Source organism: Gimibacter soli (assembly GCF_028463845.1).
In the GTDB taxonomy this organism is placed as follows: domain Bacteria; phylum Pseudomonadota; class Alphaproteobacteria; order Sphingomonadales; family Kordiimonadaceae; genus Gimibacter; species Gimibacter soli.
Genome location: NZ_CP116805.1, coordinates 1,055,920 through 1,070,905 on the forward strand (window position 1 = coordinate 1,055,920; position 14,986 = coordinate 1,070,905).

12 protein-coding genes are annotated in these 14,986 nt (G+C 61.4%); 4 read left to right on the plus strand and 8 right to left on the minus strand.

What is annotated here, in order from left to right; genetic code table 11:
• Positions 1–42 precede the first annotated feature (42 nt).
• Positions 43–972 (minus strand): LysR family transcriptional regulator, encoded by a 930-nt coding sequence (locus tag PH603_RS05115; RefSeq protein ID WP_289504906.1) that lies wholly within the window; start codon positions 970–972, stop codon positions 43–45.
• Positions 973–1,084: 112 nt separating this feature from the next.
• Between PH603_RS05115 and PH603_RS05120 the strand changes: the two genes are divergently transcribed.
• Positions 1,085–1,702 (plus strand): pyridoxamine 5'-phosphate oxidase family protein, encoded by a 618-nt coding sequence (locus tag PH603_RS05120; protein ID WP_289504907.1) that lies wholly within the window; start codon positions 1,085–1,087, stop codon positions 1,700–1,702.
• Positions 1,703–1,719: 17 nt separating this feature from the next.
• Complete coding sequence (locus tag PH603_RS05125; protein ID WP_289504908.1) at positions 1,720–2,202, plus strand: nuclear transport factor 2 family protein; 483 nt, start codon at positions 1,720–1,722, stop codon at positions 2,200–2,202.
• Between the two features lie 37 nt (positions 2,203–2,239).
• On the opposite strand, the gene glmS is transcribed toward PH603_RS05125, so the two are convergent.
• The 4 genes from glmS to PH603_RS05145 all read right to left on the minus strand — a co-directional run bounded on the left by glmS (position 2,240) and on the right by PH603_RS05145 (position 8,092).
• Entirely contained in the window at positions 2,240–4,060 is a 1,821-nt protein-coding gene (gene glmS / locus PH603_RS05130; protein WP_289504909.1) for a glutamine--fructose-6-phosphate transaminase (isomerizing), read from the minus strand.
• 3 nt (positions 4,061–4,063) lie between these two features.
• The gene (gene glmU, locus PH603_RS05135) at positions 4,064–5,422 is read right to left on the minus strand and encodes a bifunctional UDP-N-acetylglucosamine diphosphorylase/glucosamine-1-phosphate N-acetyltransferase GlmU (RefSeq protein WP_289504910.1); all 1,359 of its coding nucleotides are present in this window, start codon (positions 5,420–5,422) and stop codon (positions 4,064–4,066) included.
• 91 nt (positions 5,423–5,513) lie between these two features.
• Positions 5,514–6,545 carry a phytanoyl-CoA dioxygenase family protein gene (locus PH603_RS05140; RefSeq protein ID WP_289504911.1) on the minus strand — a complete coding sequence of 344 codons (1,032 nt, stop codon included), beginning with the start codon at positions 6,543–6,545 and terminating at the stop codon, positions 5,514–5,516.
• Positions 6,546–6,565: 20 nt separating this feature from the next.
• Positions 6,566–8,092, minus strand: a complete 1,527-nt coding sequence (locus tag PH603_RS05145) for a S10 family peptidase (RefSeq protein WP_289504913.1) — start codon at positions 8,090–8,092, stop codon at positions 6,566–6,568.
• 205 nt (positions 8,093–8,297) lie between these two features.
• Here PH603_RS05145 and PH603_RS05150 point away from each other — a divergent pair, with 205 nt between their 5' ends.
• The gene (locus tag PH603_RS05150; protein WP_289504915.1) at positions 8,298–9,467 is read left to right on the plus strand and encodes a hypothetical protein; all 1,170 of its coding nucleotides are present in this window, start codon (positions 8,298–8,300) and stop codon (positions 9,465–9,467) included.
• Here PH603_RS05150 and PH603_RS05155 read toward each other — a convergent pair.
• From PH603_RS05155 to PH603_RS05165, 3 genes are read right to left on the minus strand one after another with little or no spacing between them, the layout of a single operon-like run.
• Positions 9,464–10,750: a hypothetical protein gene (locus tag PH603_RS05155; protein WP_289504916.1), complete on the minus strand. Its 1,287-nt coding sequence runs from the start codon at positions 10,748–10,750 to the stop codon at positions 9,464–9,466. The two genes, PH603_RS05150 and PH603_RS05155, sit on opposite strands and share 4 nt — an antisense overlap.
• An 11-nt stretch (positions 10,751–10,761) precedes the next feature.
• Positions 10,762–12,306, minus strand: a complete 1,545-nt coding sequence (locus PH603_RS05160) for a GSCFA domain-containing protein (protein ID WP_289504917.1) — start codon at positions 12,304–12,306, stop codon at positions 10,762–10,764.
• A gap of 56 nt (positions 12,307–12,362) precedes the next feature.
• On the minus strand, positions 12,363–13,274 hold the full coding sequence (locus PH603_RS05165; RefSeq protein WP_289504918.1) for a LysR family transcriptional regulator: 912 nt from the start codon (positions 13,272–13,274) through the stop codon (positions 12,363–12,365).
• 147 nt (positions 13,275–13,421) lie between these two features.
• On the opposite strand from PH603_RS05165, the gene PH603_RS05170 reads away from it, so the two are divergent.
• Positions 13,422–14,927: a CoA-acylating methylmalonate-semialdehyde dehydrogenase gene (locus PH603_RS05170; RefSeq protein ID WP_289504919.1), complete on the plus strand. Its 1,506-nt coding sequence runs from the start codon at positions 13,422–13,424 to the stop codon at positions 14,925–14,927.
• Positions 14,928–14,986: the final 59 nt, after the last annotated feature.

A 14,986-nucleotide genomic window follows, 5' to 3' on the forward strand; every position in this document is an offset into this window, starting at 1 on the left:
GATGATCAAGGAAAGTGCCATAGGGTCCGAGAGGGAACGGCATCAAGGACTTGGAGGAAGGTCCCATTCCTCGAAAAGGCGCACGGGATGGGCCTTGAATCGCGTGCGCGCTGCGTCCAGAAAGGCGTTCAGGCTGGCGGACGCGATCCGGCGAGGCGGGTAGATCGCGCTGACGGGCAGGGGCTCCATCGCAAGTTCGGTCAGCACGGGGATGAGCCGCCCGGCCCGGATGCTTTCGTGCAACTGATAGGACATGGCCCTGACGATGCCCCGGTCTGCTTCCGCGGAGGCAACCGCCGCATCGGCGCTGTTGACCAGCAGGCGCGGTCGTACGCGCACCGTTGCGGCCGATTTCCCGAAGCGCCATTCATTGCTGCTGCTGCCGTCGATCCCGTCGAAGGCGATAAGATCGTGCGAGGCCAGCTCTTCGGGCGTTTGCGGCGCACCGCGCGCGCGCAGGTAGGCGGGGCTTGCGGCCAGCATGCGGTTCACGGCACCAAGCCGGGTGGCGGTCAGGCTGCTGTCCTGCAGCGGCCCGATCCTGACGGCGACATCGATTGCCTCCTCGGCAAGGTGGGCGTTGCGGTCCGAGAGGATCAGCCGCACCGAAAGGGCCGGATGCTCGGCGAGCAGCTGGTTCACCACCGGCAACACATGCAGGCGCCCGAAAACGATGGGTGCCGCCACCGTCAATGTCCCTTGCGGGGCTGCATTCACGCCGCGAACGCGGGCTTCGGCCAGATCGATATCTTCGAGAATCTGGCGGCAGCTTTCGAGATAAGCCTCGCCGCGTTCGGTCAGCCGCACTGTCCGTGTGGTGCGGTGAAAAAGCACGAAGCCGAGATGGTCTTCAAGCGCCGCAACCGCGCGGGAGATGACGGAGGTCGATAACCGCAGGCGCCGGGATGCCTCGGCGAAGTTGCCGTGGGTCGCAACGGCCGCAAAGGCCCGCATGCTTTCCAGCCGGTCCATATATTATCCCGAATATCACAATAATGATTTTCAGAATGGCATAATTATCATCCATTCAGCAATGACGTATCTATCGGCAAACGGAAAAGCCAATCGGAGAAGGAGAAGGCAAATGGGCTATCTGTTTCTCGAGACCTTATCGACCTCGACGGTGCAGGCCGCGCAGGATGCAAACGGCGCTGGCAACTTCTGGCAGACCTTCAAGGGCGACCGGCAGTTTGATGCTTTCACGGACGCCGAGGCCGACTTCCTCGCCCGGCGGGACAGCTTCTATATGGCGAGTGTGTCGGAAAGCGGCTGGCCCTACGTGCAGCACCGGGGTGGCCCGGCGGGCTTCCTGACGCTTCTGGATGAACGCACGCTGGCATTCGCCGACTATCGCGGCAACCGCCAATATATCACGCTCGGCAATATTGCCGGGAATGACCGGGTAGCCCTGATCCTGATGGACTATCCGAACCGTCGCCGGCTGAAGATTCTCGCGCATATGGAAGTGCGGGATCTGGCCGCCGATCCCGACCTTGCCGCCCGGCTGGCGCAGCCCGGCTACAAGGCTTTGCCTGAACGCGCCTTTGTGCTGCATCTCCATGCGTTTGACTGGAACTGCCCGCAGCATATCACGCCCCGATTCACGACAGCGGAACTAGAAAAACTGCTCTCCCCCGTCCATGCGCGGATCGAGGCGCTGGAAGCCGAAAACGCTGCCCTCAGGGCAGCGCTCAAAACATAACAAAAAGGACTCATAAAATGATAGCGAACCCCGAAATCCGGCCGCCCCTGCCGCCCTTCACCGAAGAAACAGCAATCCAGAAAATCCGTGCCGCCGAGGACGCCTGGAATAGCCGCAACCCGGCACGCATTGCGCTTGCCTACACGCCCGATAGCCGCTGGCGGAACCGCAGCGAGTTTGTCTCGGGCCGCGAAGCCATCGTTGGCCTTCTCACCCGCAAGTGGGAAAAGGAACTTGAATACCGGCTCATCAAGGAGCTTTGGGCCTTCACGGACAACCGCATTGCCGTGCGCTTTGCCTATGAATGGCGCAACGAGGCCGGCGACTGGTTCCGTGCCTACGGGAACGAAAACTGGGAGTTTGACGAAAACGGCCTGATGCGCGAACGCCACGCCAGCATCAATGATGTGGCAATCAGCGCCGACGAACGCCTGTTCCACTGGGATATGGCGGGCCCCCGCCCGGCAGACCATCCGGGCCTCAGCGACCTGGGGCTTTGATCCGATGAAAAACGGGGCGGACATTCCGCCCCGTTTTTTATTCCACCGTCACAGCCTTCGCCAGGTTGCGGGGCTGGTCGACATCGGTGCCCTTTTCGACCGCCGTGTGGTAGGCCAGCAGCTGCACCGGCAGGGCATAAAGGAACGGGCTCGTCAGGTCGCTCGCCGATGGCATCGCAAAGCTGCCGTGCATCTCGTTTTCCGTGAAGGCAGTCAGGTGATCGGAGACAAGGATCAGCCGCCCCTTGCGGGCCATGATTTCCTGCAGGTTCGACAGCGACTTGTCAAAGAGGCCGTCAGACGGCGCAAGGCCGATCACCGGCACATTTTCGTCAATCAGCGCGATGGGGCCGTGCTTCAGTTCGCCCGCTGCATAGCCCTCGGCATGGATATAGCTGATTTCCTTCAGCTTCAGCGCGCCTTCCATGGCAATCGGATAATGGATGCCCCGGCCGACGAACAGGATATCCCGCGCCTTGGCGAGCTTGCGGGCGATATCCACAAGGTCCTCCTGATGATGGAGGATCTTCGCCATCTGCGAGGGGATGCGCTCGAGGTCCGCGACCATCTTGGCCTCTTCCGCTTCGCTCACATGCCCCTTGGCGCGGCCAAGTGCCACGGCGAAGGAGGCAAGCACCGCAAGCTGGCAAGTGAAGGCCTTGGTGGAGGCGACACCAATCTCCGGGCCGGCATAGGTGGGCAGCACTACGTCCGCCTCGCGCGCCATCGTCGATTGCGGCACGTTGACGACCGCCGCGATATGCTGGCCACCGGCCTTGGCATGGCGCAGGGCGGCGAGCGTGTCCGCCGTTTCGCCTGACTGCGAGATGAAAAGCGCAAGGCCGCCCGTTTCATACACGGGGTCGCGGTAGCGGAACTCGGAGGCGATATCGACGTCCACTCCAACGCGGGCGAATTTCTCGATCCAGTATTTGGCGACCATCCCGGCATAGAAGCTGGTGCCGCAAGCGACGATGGTGATGCGCTTCACGCTGCCAAGATCAAACGGCAGGTCGGGCAGGCGCACGCTGCCGGTATTCGGGTCCAGAAGGCGGCCAAGGGTCTGGGCCACCACGGTCGGCTGCTCGAAGATTTCCTTCTGCATGAAGTGGCGGTGATTGCCCTTGTCCACAAGCGCGCCGGTGAGGTGCGAGATGGCGATGGGCCGCTCGACCGGTTTGCCACTCTCGTCGAATGTCTTCAGGCTGCCGCGCTTGGCGATCACCCAGTCACCTTCCTCAAGATAGATGAGGCGGCTGGAAAGCCCGGCAAGCGCCAGCGCATCCGAGCCGAGGAAAACCTCGCCGTCGCCGAGGCCGACAACCAGTGGGCTGCCGCGACGGGCACCAAGGAGCAGGTCTTCTTCCCCGTCCACGAGAACGGCAAGCGCGAAGGCGCCTTCAAGGCGTTCGAGCGTGGCGGCGAAGGCTTGCTCGGCGGGCAAGCCGCCATCCAGATAGCGGGTGAAAAGGCGGACAACAACTTCGGTGTCGGTTTGCCCTTCGAACGTCACACCGGCAGCGGTCAGTTCGTCGCGCAGCTCACGGAAGTTTTCGATGATGCCGTTATGGACAAGGGCGGCCTTGTGCGTCATGTGCGGGTGGGCATTCACCTCGGTCGGTTCGCCGTGGGTCGCCCAGCGGGTGTGGCCGATGCCGGCATTGCCTTCCAGGGGATCGGCGGCCAGAACGTCGCGCAGGGCCGCGAGCTTGCCAACAGCGCGGCGGCGCTCCAGCTTGCCACCCTTGACGACCGCGATGCCGGCGGAGTCATAGCCACGGTATTCAAGCCGGGAGAGTGCCTCCACAAGCCCGCCGGTGACCGATGCCTTGCCGAGAATGCCGATAATGCCGCACATGGGTTACTTGCCCTTCTTTTCGGCTTTGCGGGCTTCCGACTTTTTGCGGAAGCGGGCCGCATAGCCCTCGATCTGGTTTTGCGAAGCGCGGGTCAGCGCCAGCGCATCGGCTTCTACCGTTTTGGTGATCACACTGCCAGCCCCGACGATGGCGCCGTCACCCACTTTGACGGGGGCCACCAGCGCCGTGTTCGAGCCGATGAAGGCGCCCGCGCCGATTTCGGTGCGGTATTTGAAATAGCCGTCGTAATTGCAGGTGATGGTGCCGGCACCGATGTTCGCCTTGGCGCCCACGGTGGCGTCGCCGATATAGGAAAGGTGATTGACCTTCGCGCCGGGCTCGATATCCGCCTTTTTGACCTCGACAAAGTTGCCGATCTTGGCGCCCTTGCCGATATGGGCGGCGGGCCGCAGGCGGGCAAAGGGGCCGATCACGGCGTCAGCTGCCACGGTCGCGCCTTCAAGGTGCGAAAAGGCGTGGATCACGGCACCCGTGGCCACCGTCACGCCGGGGCCGAACACCACGTTCGGCTCCACCGTCACGTCGGGCTCAATGATGGTATCGTGCGAGAAAAAGACGGTTTCGGGGGCGACGAGCGTCACGCCGTTCGTCATCATCTCGCGGCGCTTGCGGGCCTGGAAGGCGGCCTCGGCAGCAGCGAGGTCGTTGCGGTCGTTGATGCCAAGGACATCGGCCTCATCGGCCACCACCACCGCCACATTGCGGCCATCGCCGCGCGCGGCGGCGACTAGGTCGGTCAGATAATATTCGCCGGCGGCATTGGCGTTGGAAAGCTTGTCGAGCCAGCCGAACAGTTTATTGCCGTCGATCACCATCATGCCGGAATTGCAGAGGGTGATGGCACGTTCTTCCTCCGTCGCGTCCTTATATTCAACGATGCGTTCAAGCGTGCCGTCGCCGCCCCGGACAAGCCTGCCGTAACGGGCTGGGTCTGCGGGTTCGAACCCGAGGACGACGATGCCGGGATTCGCCGAACTCGCCCGCGCGGCCATCATTTCCTGCATCACATTCAGCGGGGTGAAGGGCACATCACCGAAAAGGACGATCACGTCGCCCGCAAAATCCTTCAGCGCCTCGCGGCATACCATCACGGCATGCCCGGTGCCCAGCTGTTCCGCCTGCGTTACGAACTCGAGCCCCGGCAGGGCGGCTTCCACCTGTTCCTGCAGCGAGCCGACAACCACGATGCGGCGTTCGGGCGACAGGCCGTCGAGCGTGCCCAGCAAGTGGCTCACCATCGGCAGGCCGCCGATCGGGTGCAGCACCTTGTGGAGCCCCGATTTCATGCGGGTGCCTTTTCCGGCGGCGAGGATGATGGCGGCAGTATGGTTTTTGGACATGATGTTCCGAAAATTAACGATAATTCCGGGGGCAGTCTATGCTTGGGTAGCCTGTTTCTAAAAGGGCTTTTTGACAGGATCGGGGCAAGGGTCAGAGATTATCGAACATCTTGTCCGCCGCAATCCGGTGCCATGTTGCGCGGCGGCCTTTGGCTGCGGCCTTCTTGTCCTGGTGGCGCCACCATGCCTTGAGGGCGGCATTCTGCGCCTTCGCATAGGCGGCAACCGGCAGGCCGGGCAGGGGATTGAAGGGATTGTGGCGGCTGTAGGCCCAGATTTCGAGCCGGCTGGCGCCTTCCTCGGCTTGCCCCCGGCCATGGAAGCCGTTGGTGAGCCCGATGACGAGCGTGCCGGCCTTCACGGTAAGCCCTTCAGGGGCGGGCAAGCCAAGCTCGACTAGGTCCTCCGGGTTGGCCCGGAAGGAGCCTTTTTCGGAATAGCCGTCGTTGAGCCGTGCGGCCACAAGCGACCGGCGATATTCCCATTTCAGGCGCCGCCACGTCAGCGCTGCCGAACCGCGCACATAGGTGAAGGGGCCTTTCTCGGGCGTCACATCCTCAAGGAAAAGCCAGGCTTTCATCGTCGGGTGGAAGGTATCGGAATGCATCACCTTCTGGGGGTCGGCGGTGCCGCTCAGCGATCCGTTGCGGATACGCTGCACATAAAGGATCGAAGGCGTTGCCTTGGCTCCGGTATATGCCAGCCAGTCGGTGAAGCGCTTGTCCGAAACCGTTGCAGCAAGCGCTGGCGCCGAGGCAAGTGTTTCGTCGTCGAGAAGGATACGCTGGGTGGCGGTGTCGCCCTGCACCATCTGGCGCGGCTCGCCGGGGCCACGGGCAAGGTCGGCCCGGATAGCGGCAATTGTTTCAGCGCCGATGAAATCCTCGACGGCCACAACGCCGTCCCGGTGGAAGCGGGCGCGCAGCTCTTTCGGCATGCGGCCACGAAGCATGAACCAGCGGAAATTGGTGGCGGCGTGGGAGAGAAGCACCCTCAGCGCATGGAGCCCCAGAAGATTGAGGACCCGTGCGCCGAGGATCGGGTTTGCCTTGAAGGACTTTGCCTCGCCGAGGAGGCCGAGAAGCCAGCCCGGCCACAGATGGAGTTTCAGAAGACGAGGCATGGTGTCCTTCAGGCTGTTTCCTATTGCTTGTCGTACGCTTCGATGAAGGACCGGATATCATCCAGGAACTTCAGGCGCGACGGCTCATGCACATACATCATATGGCCCGATTCGTAATAGGTGAAAGCAACGCGGTCCTTCACGATTTCGGGTTGGGCCAGCGCATTCTCGGCCCCGTAGAAGGGGGTCGCGAAGTCATAATAGCCCTGGGTGACAAGCACATGCATGTCCGGATTGTGGCGCATGGCGGAACCAAGCATCGGCACCACGTTCACGAAGCGGCCACCGTTCGGCAGCTCCTTGCCCCAAACGTTCCAGTTCCAGCCCCAGTCCTTTTCGCCGCGTGCGCTGTTGTTGTAGCGGCGATCGGTCAGCTTCACGCCGAAGAAGTTTTTCAGCTGGTCGTTGATGGCGACAGTGAAGGCATTGCCGGTGGCGTCCGAGAAGGGGTCGCTTTCGAAGAACTCGCCGGCTGAATCCGGCTCGTCGCCGAGATAGCGGCTGTCAAGGCGACCGACCACCTTGCGTTCGTCGCGCATCAGCTCCTTGAAGAAGCGGAAGACTTCGATCCGCAGGTTGGTTGCCTTGATGTAGTTTTTCTCAAGGCCGGTATACTGGTGCAGCTTGTCGATGATGCGGGCTTCCTCGTCCGCGCTCAGGCGGTTGCCGGCCATGAGGGCGGCGGCATAGTCGGTGCTGGCAAACGCGCGCACTTCATCAAGGAAGGCTTCAAGGTTGGCGGGCTTCGACGGCAGCTGGTTATGATACCAGGCGGTTGCCGCGTAGCTCGGCAGGAAGGACACATAAGCCTGCACGGCACCCGGCTGGAAGCGGCTCTGGTGATAGTCAAGCACCGCCGAGATCAGCATGATGCCATTGAGGCCGATATCATGATCGTTGGTCAGCTTGTCGGCAACAACGGCTGAGCGCAGCGTGCCGTAGCTTTCACCGGCCAGAAACTTCGGCGAGTTCCAGCGATTGTTTTCGTCAATCCAGGTGCGGATGAATTCGGCGATCGAGCCGCCGTCTTCCAGAACCCCCCAGTGTTTCTTGGGGTCTTCGTCGCCGAGCGGGCGGCTGAGGCCGGTGCCGACCGGATCGATGAAGACAAGATCAGTCACATCGAGGACGGTTTCCGGGTTGTCGATGATCCGGTAGGGCGCAGCGCCATCGTCAGCCGGGTCCGACGGCACGACCACCCGGCGCGGGCCGAACACGCCCATATGCAGCCACATGGAGGCCGAACCGGGACCGCCGTTATAAACGAAGGTGACCGGACGGGTCGACGGGTCCTTCACGCCGTCCTTCAGGTAGGCGTAGGTGAAGAAGGTGGCCACGGGCTTGCCCTTGGCGTCGCGGATATAGGTGTCCCCCGCAACCGCCTTGTAGGCGACCTTAACGCCGTTGAATGTGCCCGATTTCGACGAGCTGAAAACGGCAGGCTCCGGGATGGCTGGTGCGGCGGCAGTTTTGGCCTCTTCCGCGAACACCGGGTTTGTCAGGCTGATGGCCGAAAGGCCAAGCGCCACGATGCAGCTTCTGATCATGTGTTCCCCCACTTGATTATGTGATCGTCTGAACATTCAGTCTCCAAGGTTGAATGCCACCGGTGGCCCGGAGTCAAGGCCCCGCGCATGACAATAAGTTTAGTTGAGGGGCTTTTGTCGGCGGGGGCTTTGATGTTGCGAGATGTATGGAGCTGGGCTAGGGTCCGCGGCGTTTTGTCGTCTGTCCGGGGCCAAAGGATTCTCGATGTCGCCTATCCTGCTTACAATGAAGCATCTGTCGCCGATTATCCTTGCAGAAAATGGCCCCGTGCTGCGGGAGGCGCCGCGCCCGCCGGAGCTGCAACAGCCCGGATATGATGCAGCTTTCGACAAGAGGACGCTTTTCTACGATACGTTCATACCGGCCGGCGGACGCAAAGTGCGTCTTCTGGGGCCATCGTTGTTGAACCTGGAAAGTGAGCTTGTCGGCAGCCGGATTACGGTTACGCGCGGGGACACCTATTTGGAACATGTGGTCCAAGAAGATGATATCGTTTCGCTGCGCAAGATTTTTCGCATGGATGTGCCTTTGCCTCAAAATGAGGCGGGAGATGTTTTCCTGAAGCTGGAATCAGCCCGTCTTGGCACCCATGAAGTACAGGTGCGTTTTAACCGTGTCCCTGCGTTCACTGGCCGGAAGGTGCTTTTCACCCTGTTCAAGTATGAGCCGCTGGCATGGATACGGGACTGGGTCGAGTTCAACATCCGCTACCATGGCGCCGATGCTGTATTGCTCTACAACAACGATTCACCGCTTTACACCACCGAAGAGATAGCTGCAGGAATAGCGGATATTCCGGGGCTGCGGGAGGCGGCTGTAGTTGAGTGGTCATTTCCCTATGGGCCGGGCGCCTATAAGGATTCAAAATGGGATTCCAACTTTTGCCAGTTTGGCGTCTTCGATCATGCCCGTTGGCGTTTCCTGGTGCGTGCCGCAGGCGTCCTGAACACAGATATCGACGAGTTGCTGGTCACACATGACCACCGGTCGATTTTCGACATCTTGGAAGAAACCCCCTCCGGATTCCTGCGATTTGAAGGAAATTGGGTCACAGGCGCGCGCGAGCTAGATATGGCGCGGCCGGTCGAGGAACGACGCCACCGGGACTATGACCTGATGGGCGGTGATAGTTGGGATGACAGCTTCTCCGGCAAATGGGCAGTAGTGCCCCGCAAGACGCGTCCGAGGCAGCAATGGTGCACGCATTTCATCACGGGGAAAGATAACCAGTTCGTGCCCCGTGAAGAAATGTTCGTCCGCCATTTCTGCAATATCAATATGAACTGGAAGAAAGACAGGTCCGGCCCCCTTCTGAACGAACGGTCGGATACTGCCCTCATCGAAGCCTACAGGCGCGTCGGGTGGCGCGATTAGCGCTGAGGTGTGCCAGCGTCCGTCAGCAGCGAAGCAAGTTCATTGAATTTCGGATGGCGCCGGGTTTGGGCTGGGGCATTGTCCAGAAGTGCTGCCGCTGCAGCATCACCCAGATGTTTCCGGTTCAGGTCGAACGTCAGCTTGAAGGCTGGCCAGTTGAAGGGATTGATTGCTGCCGCACGGGCTGAAAGCTTCGCTGCGACCGTGCCATTTCCACACCGTTCCTCGATCCGCGCCAGAATGAAAAGGCCGTCAGCATGCTTAGGCACCAGTGCAAGGCAGGCTTCGGCTTCCTGGCGCGCGCCTGGCACATCATCCTTCCGCAACAGATAGAGGGCGGCGTTGGCGCGATTGGTGGCGGCTGCATAGTCCGGCATTTTCTGGGATGCAGCGTCGGTGATCAGGCTGGCAAGCCGGGGTGACATGCCGGGAGTTGCAGCGGCATGCATCTCTGCGGCACGAATCTGGCGCATGGCGACCAATGCATCCACCAGCAGGTCTTCGGCTTCTGCCTGGCTATGGGATTTGTCACTGTTTTCCCTCAGGCCCTGCATGCTTGCGGCAAGCAGATCAGGATCATAGCCGAAGGGGTTGAGCGGTGCGCCAACGGTCACTGTTTGCTCCAGCGTGGCGCGGGCGAGGCGGGCATCAAGCGGATTGGCAGCTTCGACTTCCGCGGGTGTCAGGTCGCTGGTGTCGACCGCTTCTTCATAGACCCGGCGCCGCTCGGCATGCAGGGGAACACCGAGGTCACCGAACAGGAGACCGGCGTGCGTATCGAGTTTCGCGGTATTCATCACATACCGGAAATGCCGCAGGATCGTTTCCACCGCCCCGATGCCGTAACCGGCGTCATCGCCTGCGAGCGGCGCGAACTGGCGGTACAGGGTCTGCGCCAGCGGGTCCGGCCGCCGGGTCCTGAAATAGTCGCGCAAGGAAACAGTTCGCCCGGTGCGGGCAAGGCCGCGCAGGTGATGTTTATATTCCGAAACCAGATGGGTGAAAGGGTCGCGCAGGACACAAAAAAGGACTGGCACTTTTGGCCAATCAAGCGCAAGCAACCGGTGGTCGACGCCGTGGCCGGCGATCAGCCTGAACGACGTAAGGTTCGGGCCTTTCTGGCTTGCAGGGGCAAAAAACCGGTCCACCCATGCGGCAGGGCCGTAGGTGCGGCAGTTTTCTGGCCCGAGATGCGCTTGCAGGTGTGCGAGCAGGGTGGTGCCGCCTGTCTTCGCCAGGTGGAGCCCGATATGGGCTGGTCCCTTGTGAGGGGTGGCGGTCATTGGCGGGCCGCTCACCCGGCGCTCGCCCGCCGCGCCAGCCGTTCCTGGATTTCGGCATGTCGCTTCAGAGCTACCGGATTGTTGGGGGCAATGGCGAGGGCCGCCGCAAACGCGGCCAAAGCCTCTTCATCCCGTTTCTGTGCCATGCGCAGGCGCCCGAGCAGAACATGGGTATAGATGCGATGCGGGGCCTCGACAGTCAGGATCGCCAGCATGTTTTCCGCCCCGGCCAAATCGTTACTCGCCAGAAGGCAGCGAACGTAATTGAGCTTCATCTCGACTGGCGTTTCCGGATCCTGCACTGCCAGTTTCAGGTGCCGCTCGGCAGCAGGCGTGTTCTTGTCGCCGAACAACCACTGGCCCTTGATACCATTCAGCGCAGGATGTGCGGGATGGGCCGCGAGCGCCCTGTCGATGGCCGGTTCGAGGTCAGCCCTGTCCTCAGTTTCCTGCAAGAGGGTCACAAGCCGGGCAACGAGGTCCGGATTATCGGTTGCCGCCTCAATCTGCCGGTAGGCGTCTTGAAGGACTTCATCGCTTGGCCGCGTGCCATGCCGCGAATGGACATGCATGAGGATCGAGTCTCTGGCCGATTCCGGGAAATAACCGGCAATCAGGTTGCGGACGATCTGACCGACGAACTCGTCGGAAACATGCCGCTTGTCTTCCTGCCAGATATCCCAGGTCTTGGTGATGGTCGCTGCCTCATAGCTCGGGAAATAGTCGACCCTGTCGAACTTTGCCGTCACATCGGCACAGACGGTGCGCAGGAGCGATTTGCCATGCGTTGTGGCGAGGATGACGTCATGGCTCGCGAAAGTGCGCCCCAGCGGCACGGGCGATGTGGTGATCATCACCTTCACATCCGGGTTCAGGGCACGAACACGGGCAATGCTGTCCTCGATAAACTTGCGGGACTCCTCGAACGACAGGACATGCAACTCGAACCGGCCGAGCGTGTCGCCGAAGGTCCGCTTGTCCGGCATCTGCTGGATATAGACGCCGGTTTCCTTGTCGTACCATGCTTCGATGAGGCCAAGGGTGATGATCAGCCCTTCTGCCGTGAACATTGTACGAAACACATCGTAAAGCTCCGCGCGTCGTTCCAGAAAGCGTGCCTCGGTGACAGGCGTGAAGCCCTGCAGGTTGGTGTCAACAACCATGCCTTCATCCACCCGGATCGCAAACCGCATCGCGAGGGCAGGGTCGAACGTGTCGCCATTTTCGAACTGGCTGGCGGCCCAGTCGATCTCCTGCCAGATGGCCGGCGGCGTGAATTTGTTCAGGATGCCGTTGGCGCGGTTCTTCCACTCGGTTTTGGGTACGGAGAAGCGAAGGACCGGGATATCGTAACCCAACACATCAAGCTTCTCTTCGATATTGCGGGCAAAGCAGCTGCCAATGGTGAAAAGGCTGTCCTTGGCGCCGAACTGGAAGCTCGGGGCCAGTTCCGGGAAAACGAGCCCGTCCAGGCGCTTCAGGCTGTGCTGCCATGAGGCTGTCCTGTTGCGGGCAGTATTCAGGGCGTCGTCATAGCTGATGGCTTTGCTGGGCATCGCGGGTCCTTTCCGGTCTCTCACCCGCAGGTGATACAGGGGCCGGTGCCGATTGTCTATTGGCCGCTGCGGTTCTCGCCGCCGTTCAGGACGGCTGTATCCGCCCTGACAAGTTCCTTCAGGAAGCCGGCAAGGGCCGTCAGGCGCGGGTGATCGGCAATCTCGGGATGGACCACGAAATAGAGGCTGCGGGTGATGGACACGTCTTCCTTCAGGACCGGTGTCAGGCCCTTGATGCGGTCCGCGAGGAAGCAGGGCAGGAGGGCGATTCCCATGCCGCTTTCGGCGGCCATCGCCTGACCGGTCACACTTGTCGAACGGAAGACCACACGCGGGTTGCTGACCGAGCGGTCCAGAAGCTTCAGTTCACCAACCGAGAGAAGATCGTCCACATACCAGATGAAATGGTGAGGGGCGAGGTCGGCAAGCCGCACGATCGGCGGGTGGCTGTTCAGGTAACTGGGGGCAGCGTAGAAGCGCAGGCGGTATTGGCCAAGCTCGGTTGCGTTCAGGCGGCCGATGGTCGGCTCCGACAGCGCCACGGCAGCGTCCGCCTCCCGCCGGGTGAGCGACAGATGCCGGGTCTCTGCCACCAGTTCCAGTTCTATCCCCGGATAGCGCTGGTGAAAGGGCATAAGGCGGCGGGCCAGATACTGGCTGCCAAAGGCCTCAGGCGTGGAAAGCCGGATGGTGCCTGTGGGGGTCGAGCGGCTGGCGTCCAGCGTGTTGACGAGGGCATGGCCCGCGTTTTCCATCGCTTCCGCATGATAGAGAAGCCGGCGGCCTTCTTCGGTCAGGATGAAGGTGCGGTTGCGCCGGTCAAACAGCGCGACGCCAAGGTCGGCTTCCAGGGCCTGCAGGCGCCGCCCCACTGTGGTGTGATCGACGCCAAGCCGTTCGGCAGCCGCCACCATCTTGCCGCGCCGGGCAACTTCCAGAAAGTAGCGAAGGTCATTCCAGTCGAACATGGCACCCCTTGTGTGCAAAAATGCAGATTAAATACTGCATAACTTCGTGATGACCTGCAAGCCTGCATGCGATACGGTCCCTGTCATTCCGGGGTGTGGCGCGTGGGGCGCCAGCCTTGATGCGACAGATGACAGGAGGGTTTCCCCATGTATGACATTCATCATTATGCCGATGGCAAAATCGTCGAAGGTACGTCCGGCCGGTTCGGCAATATCTTCAACCCGTCGACGGGTGAAGTGCAGGGCCGCGTGGCGCTGGCCTCGAAAGCCGAGGTTGAAGGCGTGATCGCGGTTGCCGAAAAGGCGGCTGAAGCATGGGGCCGTGAATCGGTCGTCAAGCGCGCCCGCGTGCTGCAGAACCTCGTTCATATCCTGTACCGCGAGAAGGACGCCCTCGCCGAGGCACTGTCGCGTGAGCATGGCAAGGTCTTCTCGGACGCGCAGGGCGATGTGCAGCGCGGCCTTGAGGTTGCTGAATTCGCGCAAGGCATCCCGCACCTGATCAAGGGCGAGTATTCGGATAACGTTTCGACCGGCATCGACATGTATTCGATGCGCAAGCCCCTGGGTGTTGTGGCGGGCATCACCCCCTTCAACTTCCCGGCCATGATCCCGCTGTGGATGAGCACCGTTGCCATCGCCTGCGGTAACGCCTTCGTCCTGAAGCCTTCGGAGCGTGATCCGTCGGTCCCGATGATGCTGGCCGCCTGCTGGAAAGAAGCGGGCCTGCCGGACGGTGTGTTCAACGTGGTGAACGGCGACAAGGAATCGGTTGATACCCTGTGCACCGACCCGCGCATCAAGGCGGTTTCGTTCGTCGGCTCCACCCCGATTGCCCAGTATGTCTATGCAACGGGCACGGCGCACGGCAAGCGCGTGCAGGCCATGGGTGGTGCCAAGAACCATATGATCATCATGCCCGATGCCGATCTTGATCAGGTGGCTGACGCCCTTATCGGCGCGGCTTACGGTTCGGCTGGCGAGCGCTGCATGGCGATTTCGGTAGCGGTGCCGGTTGGCAAGGCTGTAGCCGACAAGATGATCGAAATGCTGAAGCCGCGCGTTGAAGCCCTGAAGGTTGGTCACTCGATGGACCCGCTCGCCGAAATGGGCCCGCTGGTCACCGCCGAGCACCGCGCCAAGGTGAAAGGCTATATCGACCTCGCCGAGCAGGAAGGCTCGAAGCTCGTCGTCGATGGCCGGTCGTTCCAGTATAATATGCAGGGCTTCGAGAAGGGCTTCTATATGGGCGGCTCGCTCCTCGATAACGTGAAGCCCGGCATGCGCTCCTACAAGGAAGAGATTTTCGGCCCCACCTTGCAGGTGCTGCGGACCGAAAGCTTCGATGAGGCTGCAAGCCTGCCGACCATCCATGAATATGGCAATGGCACCTCGATCTTCACCCGCGACGGCGATACCGCCCGCGAATATGTGAACCGCGTCGAGGTCGGCATGGTCGGCGTCAACGTGCCAATCCCCGTGCCGCTTGCATTCCATAGCTTCGGCGGCTGGAAAAATTCGGCCTTCGGCGACATGAACCAGCACGGAATGGAAGGCGTTCGCTTCTATACCAAGGTGAAAACTGTAACGAGCCGCTGGCCCACGGGCATCCGCTCGGGCGCAGAGTTTGTCATCCCCACACTGAACGGCTAAGATGCGGCGGTCCGGAACGGCCGGGGGGCCGTTCCGGTAATGCCAACATCCGGATCAAC

Excerpts from the sequence above, each read along its gene's own strand:
- PH603_RS05115 (WP_289504906.1), bottom strand. The coding sequence starts at position 972 with ATGGACCGGCTGGAAAGCATGCGGGCCTTTGCGGCCGTTGCGACCCAC.
- PH603_RS05120 (WP_289504907.1), top strand. The coding sequence starts at position 1,085 with ATGGGCTATCTGTTTCTCGAGACCTTATCGACCTCGACGGTGCAGGCC.
- PH603_RS05125 (WP_289504908.1), top strand. The coding sequence starts at position 1,720 with ATGATAGCGAACCCCGAAATCCGGCCGCCCCTGCCGCCCTTCACCGAA.
- glmS (WP_289504909.1), bottom strand. The coding sequence starts at position 4,060 with ATGTGCGGCATTATCGGCATTCTCGGCAAGGCATCGGTCACCGGCGGG.
- glmU (WP_289504910.1), bottom strand. The coding sequence starts at position 5,422 with ATGTCCAAAAACCATACTGCCGCCATCATCCTCGCCGCCGGAAAAGGC.
- PH603_RS05140 (WP_289504911.1), bottom strand. The coding sequence starts at position 6,545 with ATGCCTCGTCTTCTGAAACTCCATCTGTGGCCGGGCTGGCTTCTCGGC.
- PH603_RS05145 (WP_289504913.1), bottom strand. The coding sequence starts at position 8,092 with ATGATCAGAAGCTGCATCGTGGCGCTTGGCCTTTCGGCCATCAGCCTG.
- PH603_RS05150 (WP_289504915.1), top strand. The coding sequence starts at position 8,298 with ATGTCGCCTATCCTGCTTACAATGAAGCATCTGTCGCCGATTATCCTT.
- PH603_RS05155 (WP_289504916.1), bottom strand. The coding sequence starts at position 10,750 with ATGACCGCCACCCCTCACAAGGGACCAGCCCATATCGGGCTCCACCTG.
- PH603_RS05160 (WP_289504917.1), bottom strand. The coding sequence starts at position 12,306 with ATGCCCAGCAAAGCCATCAGCTATGACGACGCCCTGAATACTGCCCGC.
- PH603_RS05165 (WP_289504918.1), bottom strand. The coding sequence starts at position 13,274 with ATGTTCGACTGGAATGACCTTCGCTACTTTCTGGAAGTTGCCCGGCGC.
- PH603_RS05170 (WP_289504919.1), top strand. The coding sequence starts at position 13,422 with ATGTATGACATTCATCATTATGCCGATGGCAAAATCGTCGAAGGTACG.